Origin of the sequence: Tessaracoccus sp. MC1627 (genome assembly GCF_014164725.1) — a bacterium.
GTDB lineage: Bacteria > Actinomycetota > Actinomycetes > Propionibacteriales > Propionibacteriaceae > Arachnia.
Genome location: NZ_JACJGA010000007.1, coordinates 160,191 through 172,605, shown reverse-complemented (window position 1 = coordinate 172,605; position 12,415 = coordinate 160,191). Strand labels below are relative to the sequence as shown.

Annotated in this window: 10 protein-coding genes; 4 read left to right on the top strand and 6 right to left on the bottom strand. The window is 67.7% G+C overall.

Annotated features, from left to right (window positions below):
- Positions 1 to 3: 3 nt before the first annotated feature.
- From H5399_RS14380 to H5399_RS14370, 3 genes are all read right to left on the bottom strand, one after another.
- Positions 4 to 345, bottom strand: coding sequence for a hypothetical protein (locus H5399_RS14380; RefSeq protein WP_182783830.1), 342 nt, complete (start codon positions 343 to 345; stop codon positions 4 to 6).
- Positions 342 to 1,196, bottom strand: a complete 855-nt coding sequence (locus H5399_RS14375) for a hypothetical protein (protein ID WP_182783828.1) — start codon at positions 1,194 to 1,196, stop codon at positions 342 to 344. Before H5399_RS14375 ends, H5399_RS14380 begins: the two co-directional genes overlap by 4 nt.
- A 94-nt stretch (positions 1,197 to 1,290) precedes the next feature.
- Entirely contained in the window at positions 1,291 to 1,629 is a 339-nt protein-coding gene (locus tag H5399_RS14370; RefSeq protein ID WP_182783826.1) for a hypothetical protein, read from the bottom strand.
- Positions 1,630 to 1,954: 325 nt separating this feature from the next.
- Here H5399_RS14370 and H5399_RS14365 point away from each other — a divergent pair, with 325 nt between their 5' ends.
- The gene (locus H5399_RS14365) at positions 1,955 to 2,626 is read left to right on the top strand and encodes a hypothetical protein (RefSeq protein WP_220491028.1); all 672 of its coding nucleotides are present in this window, start codon (positions 1,955 to 1,957) and stop codon (positions 2,624 to 2,626) included.
- Here H5399_RS14365 and H5399_RS17650 read toward each other — a convergent pair.
- Both H5399_RS17650 and H5399_RS17645 read right to left on the bottom strand, forming a co-directional pair.
- Positions 2,605 to 3,471 carry a hypothetical protein gene (locus tag H5399_RS17650; RefSeq protein WP_220491027.1) on the bottom strand — a complete coding sequence of 289 codons (867 nt, stop codon included), beginning with the start codon at positions 3,469 to 3,471 and terminating at the stop codon, positions 2,605 to 2,607. The genes H5399_RS14365 and H5399_RS17650 overlap by 22 nt on opposite strands.
- Positions 3,423 to 3,953, bottom strand: a complete 531-nt coding sequence (locus H5399_RS17645) for an asparagine synthase-related protein (protein ID WP_220491026.1) — start codon at positions 3,951 to 3,953, stop codon at positions 3,423 to 3,425. Before H5399_RS17645 ends, H5399_RS17650 begins: the two co-directional genes overlap by 49 nt.
- Here H5399_RS17645 and H5399_RS14355 point away from each other — a divergent pair.
- Positions 3,952 to 4,137 carry a hypothetical protein gene (locus H5399_RS14355; RefSeq protein WP_182783824.1) on the top strand — a complete coding sequence of 62 codons (186 nt, stop codon included), beginning with the start codon at positions 3,952 to 3,954 and terminating at the stop codon, positions 4,135 to 4,137. The genes H5399_RS17645 and H5399_RS14355 overlap by 2 nt on opposite strands.
- An 87-nt stretch (positions 4,138 to 4,224) precedes the next feature.
- Here the strand turns inward: H5399_RS14355 and pulA are convergent, their stop codons facing one another.
- The gene (gene pulA / locus H5399_RS14350; RefSeq protein WP_182783822.1) at positions 4,225 to 10,839 is read right to left on the bottom strand and encodes a pullulanase-type alpha-1,6-glucosidase; all 6,615 of its coding nucleotides are present in this window, start codon (positions 10,837 to 10,839) and stop codon (positions 4,225 to 4,227) included.
- A gap of 164 nt (positions 10,840 to 11,003) precedes the next feature.
- On the opposite strand from pulA, the gene H5399_RS18210 reads away from it, so the two are divergent.
- Positions 11,004 to 11,474 (top strand): hypothetical protein, encoded by a 471-nt coding sequence (locus tag H5399_RS18210; RefSeq protein ID WP_182783820.1) that lies wholly within the window; start codon positions 11,004 to 11,006, stop codon positions 11,472 to 11,474.
- 10 nt (positions 11,475 to 11,484) lie between these two features.
- On the top strand, positions 11,485 to 12,252 hold the full coding sequence (gene istB / locus H5399_RS14340; protein ID WP_182783818.1) for an IS21-like element helper ATPase IstB: 768 nt from the start codon (positions 11,485 to 11,487) through the stop codon (positions 12,250 to 12,252).
- Positions 12,253 to 12,415: the final 163 nt, after the last annotated feature.

Here is a 12,415-nt window from a genome sequence, read left to right as displayed (position 1 = left end):
CCGTTACCCTCGCCGTCCGACAGTGCTGTTCAACTCCCTGCGGACGTCGGCCAACAGCACCCGAAGCCGCGCCAAGTCGGGCAGGTCTGCGGCGAGGGCCAGGTCCCAGGTATGAACCTCGCGCAATGCCTTCTCGACGCACTCGAGCGCCGTCAGTCGTGTCAGCCCCGGGACGTCCACGGGCCGGCTCGACGGGTAAGTGGCCGCCATCAACAGCGAGATCCCCATTGCCTCTTGGATCATCGCGGCAACGTCGTCCCAGCGGTCAGCAGTCAGCATCGTCGTCTGCCCCAGCAGCAGATCGACCTTGGCGATCGACTCGGCGGGCATCGGCACTCCGGTCATGATCGTGATCCCTTCCTTCCAGTTGTCCTCGGATCGTGGGCACGCCCACGAATCCCTTCGCCCGTACAAGTCACCAAGCGCGCGGGCGAGCGCCACTGTCCACAGGGCTCAAGGCCACGCCGCCTCTCAGAGGTGCAGGGTCGGCGTCCGACGTGGGTCGCGGTGGGCCGGATGGGTAGCACGACCGGACGCCGCGTCGCCAGCGCGGCTGGCGCGACCGACGACCGGTCGAGATCCGCGAGCGCCTGCGAGACCAGGCGCGCATGGTGGGCTTGCGTCCACGGCAGCAGGTACGTCAGCCCGATTACCACGACGATCCCCGTGGTGGCTGAGTGCTGGCCGGCGACGACGGTCTGCCAAAGGGCGATGCCGGCGACAACCAATCGCATCCGCCAAGCGAACCCGATCAGAGGCAACCAAGTCATGCCATGGGCGAACCCGGCCACTAGTGCGGCGAGCAGCTGCCACGGCCAGGTGAACCACTGGCAGGCGACGTCGAACCGTCCCGCCGACACCAGCTGACGCTGCCGCGCTCGGGTGAGCAGCGTGGGTAGGTCAGCCCGTCCGATCCAGGTCGCGGGCACGATGAGGTGCCGGCGTCCGGCCTGCCCGATCCCGGGGGCCTGTCGACCGGTGACCCAGATCCGAACTCCCGGGTCGCCGGGCACCGCGAGTGGGGGCGAAGGGCGGCGCGCCCACCACACCAGGCGGACGATCACTGGTTCAGCGACGACCCCCGCGACCGTGCCGACGACGACGACCGCCAGGACGCCCCACGCCGCAGGAACGGGCAGCGTTTCGATGACCACCAGCCACGCCACCGCGGCGATCACCACCCGCGGCAACTTCATGAGCACGCCTGCTCGGCGGAGTTGGCCGCTTCGGAACGGGTAATCCGTTGACGTCGCCATGATGGTCCTCCCCGACCTCCCGATGCTTGGGAAGCTACTGGTCGCCACTGACGTTTTCCCTCGCTGTCGAGGCGCCTTTCGCGGCGGTCGGCTGGGCCGCTAGCCTCATCAGCCGTGCGGCGTCCTTGTCGACGAGGTCGCACCACTGGGCTGCCTGCGCCAGGCTCAGGCCACTGGATGCGAGTTCCTTGAGGGCCGCGCCGGCCCGCCGTTCGGCGTCCGCGATGACTGCGTCGCGTTCGGCCAGCGCGGTCATCACCGTGGCCGAGAGGTCCTCCTGCTTCTTGACTACGTCCGCCCGCTGCTGCCGCAACCGGGCGACCCGTTCCGCGGCGCTCTTGCGTGCCTGCTGCCGGATCTCGTTCATCGCCATCGCTGTCGCCCTCCCGCGCCGTCGGCCGGTTCCTTCTCGTTCACCCTCCTAACGAAAAGCCGCCGAGCCTCGTGGACACTGAGCGACCCCAGCGAGGAGCCGGCACCGGGACCACTCGAAGTACCCGAACCTCGCAATCCCGCTCGACCCCGTCGACCCCCTCCGAACCGGTCCCTCAAGACTGCCGCCGAGCCACCGACTCCCACCGAGCGCGCCACCGCGTCCAGTCACCATCCCCGCAGTCGTTCGCCGACGACGACAAGCCGGTCCGACCCCCCCTCCTAACCCCTCAACCTCGAGACCTCCACACCCACTGCTCGCAGCGGTGGACGCGTCGGTCACCGGCTCGGAGTCAACTCACGCGGATGCCGAGGCAGCAGCCCGCCACGCACAGCACCTGACAGACATGGCCCTGGCTCCCGGCTCGTCGTCGCTGGCGAGGCTGGCCGACGGCTCAGCGATCGACGCGGGAGGGCTCGTTCCCGACCTTCACCACTCCAACAGCTGGGTCCAGGGCATCGGTGAGGTGGACGCGCTCGAGATGCTCGAGGTGCAGCTCTGCAACGAGACGGCTCCGTTCATCCTCATCAGCCGACTGCGGCCGCGCCTGGCCGAGGCGGCGAGAAGCGTGGCGAGGGGTCCCGCCAGGGCGTACGTGGTCAACGTGTCAGCGATGGAGGGGGTCTTCGAGCGCGGATACAAGGGCCCCGGCCATCCGCACACCAACATGGCCAAGGCAGCGGTTAACATGCTGACCCGGACGAGCGCGCGGGAGCTGTTCGAGACCGACGGCATCCTGATGACCAGCGTCGACACCGGCTGGATCACCGACGAACGCCCACACCCCACAAAGGTTCGGCTGGCCGAGGAGGGGTTTCACGCACCCTTGGACCTGGTCGACGGAGCCGCTCGGGTCTACGACCCGATCGTTCGCGGGCAGGCCGGCGACGACCTGTTCGGCGTCTTCCTGAAGGACTACGCGCCCTCACGCTGGTAGGCCATGCCTCCGGGCGACGACGCCGCCAGCGGCCCGGCGACCCACGCGCGCCCCTCACGGTGCGAGGTCAGCCGGACAACGGGCAGGTCGGGGCGCTCCTTCATCAGCGCGACGATGCGTTCGGCCGTCCGGCGGCGGGTCTTCCACGCCCAGCGGACGATGTGGTCGGGCTTGGTCGCCACGGTCCACAGCGCCGGTTCACGATTCCCGTTCCACAGCACTTCGCGTCGCAACCGACGGCGCAGCGTCCTCATTGTGACCTGACGCATCACCGTGGCGACGGGCAGATCCAGCCACACCATCAGATCGGCCTGGGAGGCGAGGACGGCGCGGACGCTGCTGTACTGCCATTCGGTCACCCAGTGCTCCTCCCCCATCAGCGCATGGACGTCCTCCACGAACGACTCCCGGGGGGGTCCAGCGCAGATGCGCAGCGTGACCCGTCGCAGCAGCTCGGGTGAGAGCTCGGCCACGTCGGCGCTCATCGCGTCGTGGCTCTGAACCGCGCGCAGCACTATCGCCTCTCCGTAGGTGCGCACGCCGTCGGTGACGCCCACCGACCGGCACCCGGGGCACACCGTGAAGTACTGCCAGATGCTCTGGTCCAGCCCCGCGGCGGCGATCTCGTCGCGGAAGATCTGGTCCGACTCCCGCACCATGCGGACCTTCTCCGGCGTGATCGCGCCGACCACCCGGACACCGAGCCCCGGTCCCGGGAACGGTTGGCGCCACACGAGCTCGCGGGGCAGGCCGATCGCCTCCCCGAGCTCGCGGACCTCGTCCTTGTACAGGAACTTCACCGGCTCGACCAGGTCGAACGCGATGTCCTCGGGCAGGCCTCCCACGTTGTGATGGCTCTTGACAACGCCTTGGCGGAGTCGGACTCGATGATGTCGGGGTAGATGGTGCCCTGCACGAGGAAGTCCACCTCACCCAGCCTGCCGGCCTCCTCTTCGAAGACGCGGATGAACTCCTCGCCGATGATCTTGCGCTTCACCTCGGGATCGTCGACGCCGGCGAGCTGTCCGAGGAACCGGTCGCGTGCGTCGACGCTGATCAACCGCATGCCGAAGTTCCGCCCGAACAGCTCCTCCACCAGTTCCGGCTCGTCCGCGCGCATGAGGCCGTGGTCGACGAAGATGCAGGTCAGTTGATCCCCGACGGCCTTGTGGACGATGGCGGCGCACACGCTTGAGTCGACCCCACCGGACAGGGCGCACAGCACGGCGCGGTTGCCCACCTGATCGCGCACCTGCTGGACGACGGCGTCCAGGTACTCGGCGATCGATGCGGCGCCGGTGCGCTCGGCCAGGGGTGCGCGTTCCATGTGGGTGCTCCTTGAGGCCTTCACCGACAGCCAGGTGCGAGACCTTCTCGGCGACGACGCCGACGTGCGCGCGCAGCGCTTCTACGCCCGATGCGGCTTCCACGACCTCGACGAGAGCTTCGACGCCAGCCCGAGCTGGGGCGGCGTCGCGATGCACCGGATGCTGCGCCCCGCCCAACACTAGAAACGAGGAGGGCCCCGGCGTCTCCGCCGGGGCCCCTCACCACTGATGACCGGGGGCCTCACACCCCGCGGCCGCTAGATCATCTCGCTATCTCTTCTTCGCTGGCGAGACAGGCATCGTGAACCGCACCGACGACGTGTTGCCGTAGGCGTCAGCGACGTGGACGACCACCTTGTGGGCCCCCGACACCAGCGGCGTGCCTGTGATCAAGCCCGTCGCCTCGTCGATCGTCACGCCCTCGGGCAGCCCCTCGGCCGAGTAGTGCAGCGGCGCCGAGGGGTCGTACGCCTCGATCTGGATGGGGCGGATCGGCACATCCTGACGGTTGGGTTGCCCTCCGATGCGGGTGATCTCAGGCCCGGTGGTGTCCGGGTCCGTCGGCAGCGCCACCTTCCAGGTAAAGCCCTCCTGCGACGCATTGCCCTCTGCGTCCGTGACGGTGACCATGACCTGGAACTCGCCTGCCAACGTGGGCGTCCCGGTGATGAGGCCGGTAGCGCCGTCGATGGCCAGGCCGTTCGGCAGCCCGGTGGCGGCGTAGGTCAGCGGCATCGACTCGTCCGATGCGAGCACCTGAACCGGCTCGATGGGCTGGCCAACCTTCGCCTCGGTCACCTCAACAGGGGTGATCGCCGGGCCGGCCTCGTCCTTCGGCTTGGTGACCACTACCTCGAACGATGCGGCTGTGGTGTTGCCGGCGGCGTCAGCGACCAGGACCTCGACGGTGAACGTGCCATCCAGGACCGGGGTGCCGGTGATCAGGCCGGCTGCCTCGTCGACGGTGGCCCACTCCGGTGAGTCCTCGCCCAGGGCGTAGCTCAGCGGCATCGACTCATCCGTCGCCTCCACCTGCACTGGCGTCATCGCCTGGCCCAACTCGACGCTCTGCGTGGCGATGGGGGCGACCTCCGGGGCCGTGGTATCCGGATGCGGCTGCACCAGGACCACGGCGGAGCGGGCCGGCACATTCAGGGTTCCGGTGGCGGCGTCCCAGGCCGTGCCCTCGCGAACGACGTCATCGCGGGCGCTGTCGAGGTGCACCGGCGAGAGCTCCAGGTTGAGGCCGGCCATGCCGTCGACGGGCAAGGTCATCGCCGTGGGCGAGCCATTGATCGCGACCAGCAGGCCGTCGAGCTCGGGATCGACGTCGACGCCGAGCGTGTCGTCGACCCTCATGAGGATGAGGCCCGCCGGCTGCTCCGGCCCGGAGTTCGGGAAGGTGATCTTCTCGTTGATCAACGCGGCCGATCCGAGGCGCAGGAGCGGATGCGAGCTGCGCAGCTCGATGAGCTCGAGCGCCTGGGCACGCGCCTCGGCGATGTCCGCCGGGGTGGGCACGTTGGCCTCGTTCTCGAGGAAGAAGCCCATCTCGAACCAGCGCACGTCGTTGTCCCGGGCAGGAGGCAGGCCGACACCGAAGTTGTTGGTTTGGCCGCTCCAGTCGAGCAGGTTGAAGTGGTCGCCCGAATTGTAGGAGTTGCGGTCCATCGACTTGGAGCGGAGGAACTCGGTGCCCGCGTGCCAGAACGACGGCGATTGGCCCAGGGTCGCCGTGGCCAGCGAGACGGTGTTCATCCGGATGCGGGTGTCCATGCTCGAGTTGAACGGCAGCTTCCACACGTTGGTGTCGAAGAGGGTCTCGTTGTCGTGAGCGTCTACGTAGTTGACGTTGTCGTCAGGCTCGACGGCGTAGCCGCCGAGGTCGCTTCCGCTCTTCCCGGAGACCTGGATGGAGCGCAGGTTGCCCGCCATACCGACCCGGACGCGGTCCTGTTCGTAGCGCAGATGGCCGAGGTCGCTGTTGCCGCCCTTGCCGTTGGGGTCGGTGTACAGGCCGTTGCCGAAGCCCTGGCTGGGCGCCTTGGTCGTCGCGTCGCCGCCCATGGGGCCGTGCACGGCGTCTCGCATCTTGTCGTTGAACGAGCCGATATGGGTGCCGCCCATGTTCCACTGCGTGGCCTGGGTGAAGCGCTGGTTGCCGGCGACCTCGCCGAAATCCCAACCTTCGCCGTACAGGTAGAACTTGGAGCCGTCCACGCCGTCCTCCGCGACGGTGAGCTCGTCGAGCGCCGCGCGCACCGCGAGCATGTTGTCGCGCGAGTGGTGGCCCATGAGGTCGAAGCGGAAGCCGTCCACCTTGTAGTCGCGGGCCCACATGACCACGGAGTCCACCATGAGCTGCTCAGCCATCGCGTGCTCGGTAGCGACGTTGTCGCAGCAGGTGGAGTTGGCCACGGAGCCGTCCGGCATAAGACGCTGGTAGTAGCCGGGCACGACCTTGTCGAGCACGGACTTCTCACCCTGCCCGGAGGCTGCGGTGTGGTTGTACACCTGGTCGAGCACCACCTGGTAGCCCATGCGGTGCAGGCCGCCCACCATCTCCCGGAACGCCGAGGTGCGAGCCCCGCCGGTTTGGTTCGCGTCGGATGCGTAGGAGCCCTCCGGCGCCATGTAGTGGTTCGGGTCGTAGCCCCAGTTCCAGCCGTCCTCGTCAGCCACCGCCATCACGGCAGCCTGCTGCTCCTCAGAGGCAGGCCCGGCTTCGGGAACGACCGGGGTCTTCTGCTCAGCACGGAGCTCCGGGATGGTGGCGATGTCAAAGCTGGGCAGCAGGTGCACGGTGTTCATGCCAGCCTCCGCCAGCTCTGTCATCCGCGCCACACCGTCGGTGCCCTCGAGGGCGAAGGCCTCGTAGGTCCCGCGGAGCTCGGCGGGCACCGTCTCGTCGGCGATCGAGAAGTCGCGGATGTGCAGCTCGTAGATCGAGTGGTCCACGAACTTGTCCAGCTGCGGGCCGCGCGGGTTGTCGGTCCAGATCTTGGGCTGCCATGCGTCGTCGTCGAGGTTGACGAGGACAGAGGCCCGCGAGTTCACGGTCAGTGCCAGCGAGTACGGATCGCTGACCACGTTGTGCTCGACGGCGTCGGTACCGAGCGTGCGGTCGCCGAGGACCCTCTGCGGCACGAACACCTGCACGTCGAACAGGTAGGCGCGGTCCTTCCACGCCGCCTCGCCAGTGATAACCCAGGTGCCGTCGGGGTTGCCGGTCATGGCCAGGGTCTCCGGCGTGCCGGTGCCGGCCTCGTCGGCGAAGAGCAGCAGGTCGACCTGATGGGCCGTAGGCGCCCAGAGCGTGAGCGTGGGCACGCCACCGTCGTCGAACTGCGGGCCGAGGTCGCGCTGACGCGCCTCATCGGCGTAGAGATCATCAAGCACACCGGGGATCTGCACGCCCGTGAAGGCCTGCGGGAAGCCGTCTGCGGCGCGCTGCACCACCTTGAGGTCGCCCTTGAGCGCCGTCTCCAGCGCGGCGCGGTCGAGCTCCGCGGGGAGCTTCAGGGCGATGAAGTCGTGGGCTAGGTGCCCGCGGTTCGTCAGCTGGGTGGCGGTCAGTGCGCCGCCGGTGGAAGTGAGGTCGGCCACCTTGGCGGCGGCCTCGCCCGAGCCGCTCCCCACGGCGCTCCCGTTCATCGCCATACCGCCGTCGGGATCGGTCCACAGTTCCCACTTGGTGGTTCCTGCCGAGCCGACGAGGTAGTTGCTGGGCCAAGCGATCGTCGTCTGATCGATCCAGTGGGCCCGTAGCTGGCCCTGCCCCTTGAGGGGGATCTCGGTGATCTCGACCCACAGGTTGGGCTCAGCCGGGTTCAGGTGGAATGTGACTGCCTTGCCGTCGACGGCGGTGAAGCCGTAGTTCTGGCTGGGGTACTCCCAGCCGCCCCAGGCAAGGTCGCGCACTGCCTTGGTCTCGTGCTCACCAGCCGGGATGGCGGCGGTGGTGAGGGTGTAGACGCCGTCACCGTCGCTGTCCCACATAAGCGTGCTCAGGCAGGCGGGCGCCCAGTCCTCCGTGCAGCCCAGCGCGGCGTTGAAGGTGCCGGGCAGGGTATAGACGGCGCTCTGCACGGTGTTGAAGAACTGGTTGGAGGCGGGGTTGTAGAAGAAGGTCACGGCCTGTGCCTCGGCCAGCGTGTAGGTGGAGTTCGGGCCGCCCGCGACACCGCCGACGCCGTAGTTAATGTCCCACGATCCGCCGATAGCGATCTTGTACTCGTAGGAGCCTGCAGGCAGGTTGAAGGTGCCGGTGTAGAGGCCGGATGCCTCATCCAGAGTGAGGATCGCCTGCTCGCAGTCCGGTTGCCAGTCACCGGAGCAGCCCATCGCGGCGTTGTGGCTGCCGGGAATGGTGACCGTGCCGGGCCAGCTGATGGTCGTCTCGGGCACTGTGGCGCCGAGTTCGGTACCCACCACCACCGTGGAGGAGGTGGCAACCTTGGCGCCCGCCGCGTCCACGGACACCGCGCGCACCTCCACGAGCGTCCCGGCCGGGGCACCACCGAAGTCGGTGAAGACGCGCGGCTGGTCGGTCTCGGCTGCACCAAGCGGCAGGTACTGGGCCTCGCCCATGACCCGGTAGGAGAAGGAGGTCTCGGCCCAGCGATCACTGGCAACCTCCGCCGTGAGCGGGGTGAGGCCATCGGCGGGGGCGCCGCTGATCAGAGAGATGGACTGTGCCTCGCCGGCCGGAGCGACCGAGCCGTCGGCCTCGAACACGACGGCCGACAGTGCGGGCACGGTGAGGGTGACCTCGCCGTCGGCGTTTGCCGTCACGGTCTCGGTGGTGCCGTACAAGGGGGCGTAGGTGGCGCCGGGGGTCAGGGTCGCGAACGTGACCGTCTTCTCAACCGCGGCGTTGTTCAGTGCGACGAGGTGCTCGACCTTGTCGGCCCGGTCAACCCTGGAGAAGGCGTAGATGCCCTCGCCGGCCTCGGAGTACAGCTCGGTCTGGGCGCCGGTCGCCAGCGCAGGGGTGGCGTGGCGGAGTGCAGCAAGCTCAGAGATCAGCGAGTACACGGGGTAGTCGGTGTTCCACAGCGTGCGGTCCGCGTACGCGGTGCCGTCAAGTAGGCCGTTGTCGTTGTAGGAGGCCACCTGCGAAGCGAACATGGACTCGCGGGCGTCCTTGTCGTTGCCGTCGCCGATGAAGCCCTGCTCGTCGCCGTAGTAGACCACTGGCTGGCCGCGGGTGAGGAACATCAGCTCGTGCGCAAGTTCGGCGCGGTCGAGCAGGTGGGAGGAGCCGTAGAGACGGTGGCCGATGCGGCCCATGTCGTGGTTGCCGAGGAAGGTCGGCAGGCTCGAGGCGGACGAGCCGGCGGTGGTGTAGTAGTCGTCAGCCGCGAACAGACCGGACAGCCCGCGGGTGGTGTAGCCCTTGGCGAAGTTCTCGGCGGTCGATTGGTAGGCGAAGTCGAGCACGGAGTTCATGTCGGTGTCGCGCACATAGGGCGACAGCAGCTTCGCGTCGGCGTCGTAGACCTCGCCGAACATGAAGAAGTCGTCCGCGGCGTGGCTCTTGATCGCGCGGGTGAACTCGGTCCAGAACTGGAAGTCGACGTGCTTGACGGTGTCGATGCGGAAGCCGTCGATGCCGAAGTCGGCCCACGTCTTATAGATGTCAATCATGCCGTCGACCACGATCTGGTTCTCGGTCATCAAGTCATCGAGGTCGCCGAAGTCCATGTAGACGGCTGCCTCACCGGCCGGCCACGCCGGGTCGAAGCCCCGGTTGTGGTACAGCGTCGGGTCGTTCAGCCACAGCGGGAACTTGGCCTCCGCCATGCCCTCGGGGACCTCCGGGTCGTACGGGAACGACGAGGCGTCCGGGTTCATCACAGGCATCGCCTGGGTGCCCTCGGCGTAGTCGGACGGGTCGAACTCGTTGCCTTGGGCGTCCTTGTACTGCTGGGCAGACTTGGAGATGTAGGGCGGGTTGATGCCCTGGTGACCGGCGTAGTAGATGACGTCGGCGGTGTGGTTGGCGATGATGTCGAAGTAGACCTTGATGCCCTTGGCGTGGGCCTCATCGATGAGCGCCTCGAGCTCGGCATTGGTGCCAAAGTGCGGGTCGATCTGGGTGAAGTCGGTCACCCAGTAGCCGTGGTAGCCGGCCGAGATGTCGCTGCCTGCGCCTTGGACCGGACGGTTCACGAACGACGGGGTGAGCCAGATGGCGGACAGGCCCAGGCCGTCGATGTAGTCGAGCTGGTCGCGCAGCCCCTGGATGTCACCGCCTTGGAAGAAGCCCTTGTCGGTGGGGTCGAAGCCGGTGACGAGCCGGTCGGTCTGGCTGCAGTCGACGGGGAGCACACCGTCGGCGCCCACATGGCCGGCGGCGATGCACTTGTCGTTGTCCGGATCGCCATTCTCGAAGCGGTCCGTCACGACGAAGTAGAACGAGTTCCCTGCCCCCGGGTCGCGGAAGGGGGCCTGGATGAGCACGTCGTCAGCCTCGGTGTAGGCACCAGGCAGCCCCGTCGCGGCGAGGTTGACACGCTTGGTGCGGTCGTCGAAGGAGAACTGCAGCGTCTGTTCATCCGCGAGCTTGAGCGGGTAGTTGCCGCCGTCCAGGCCGTAGGACTCGTCCCACGCCTGGTTGATGGCGATCTTAAACTCCCAGTCGCCGGCCGGGACTAGGAACTCCGAGGTCCACACGCCGTCGCCGTCGGCATCGGTGAGGCTGGAAGCCTCGCAGGCTGGCTGCCAATCCTGCGTACAGCCCAACTCTGTCTGGAGGCTGCCCACGAGCGTGACCGCGCTGGTCGCGGCAGCAGCGGGCGTGGCCGGCAGGAGGCCGCCAATCAGTGCGGTGGCGGCGATGAGAGCTGGCAGTGCGGTGAACTTGCGAGGTGCTGGCGACATCGGCGACTCCTTCGTCGATTTTAAGGTGCAACCCGAGAATCATACATTTGACGACGAGACTCACACATAGTCCCCGCGTACGTAGGGGCCGTGCCTCACACACTTTTCCCCGCGAACGTTGAGGCTGGCCACGATGGGGTGTGGAGGTTGAGGAGAAGCTGTCGATGGCAGCCACGAAGAAGTACGCCCAGGTCTGCAGGCATCGGCTCTCGACGCCCGGCAACCCGATGATCGATCTGGCTCACTACCCGCACCATCCCCAGGACCCCGACGGGTCACCCCGAGTGCCCCAGCCACGGCCACGCAGCCGAGCCGAGTCCCAGTTCCTCCAGCTGGGTCCAGGGGCGGTCTCGTGGCTGGTGGAGGCCGCAGCTGCAGGGACAGTCCGGATCCGCTCGAAGATGGCCGCCGCGGTCGAACTCGCCGCCCTCATCGGCGACGACGCCGTCGATGCCGCCCTGGGTGTCGCTGCCGCGGCGGCCCGGTTCGCCGAAGGTGATCTGGCAGCGATCGTCGAACACCAAGCCAGCGGCGCCACCAACGCCGACCTCGTCATCGCTGACGAGTCCCACTCCGCCCAGCCAGGCACCGCAGCCTGGGCCAACTTCACCACTTCGAAGGAACACAGCTCATGAACCCACCACCATGCACCCAGCGCCGCCGCTGCCCCAGGACCTCACGGGTCTGCTGCGAAGGATGCGGCTGCCCTACCTACGCGCCGCAGCCCCCGAGGTGTTGGCCACCGCGAAAGCCCAACGCTGGGACCCCGCCGAAGTGCTGCGGGTTCTCCTGACCGAAGAGATCCGTGGTCGGGACGAAGCCACCAAGACCATGCGACGCAAAGCCGCCGGACTACCAGCCGGGAAAACGTTCGACTCCTGGCGGGAACACGACTCCTCCATCCCAGCCCCGACCCAGTCCGCCCTCGCCGGCCTGGAATGGATCAGCCGCGCCGAGAACCTCGCCATCACCGGGCCTTCCGGGACCGGGAAGACCCACTTCGTTGAGGCGCTGGCCCACAACGTCATCGACGCCGGCATGCGGGTGTCCTGGTTCACCCTGGAATCCCTCACCGCCGCGATCACCCGCGCGGGAGCAGACAACTCGGTCAACAAGGTGATCGCCCGCATCACCCGGGCCGAACTGATCGTGGTAGACGACATCGGCATGCTGCCCTCCGGGCAAGCCGCCGCCGAAGCGTTCTACCGCCTAGTCGATGCCACCTACGAACGACGGTCTCTGGCGGTCACCAGCAACCTCCACCCCGCCGGGTTCGACACCATCATGCCGAAAACCCTCGCCACCGCCGCAGTCGACAGGCTCCTCCACCACGCCCACGTCATCGTCACCGAAGGCACCTCTCTACGCCTAACTGAAGCCACCGCCGGACGCGGGGTAATCCCCCTGCACTGACACCAACACGGGGAGATCAGCTGACCGCAGACAGGGAGATGAGCTGTCCGCCTACAAGGAAATCCCATGACCGCCCACAGGGACTTCCTCGTGTCCCTTGACACTGGAGAGTGGCAGGAGCGTTGGGCCCTCACATCAGACCCCAGCCTGGACATGGTGCCGA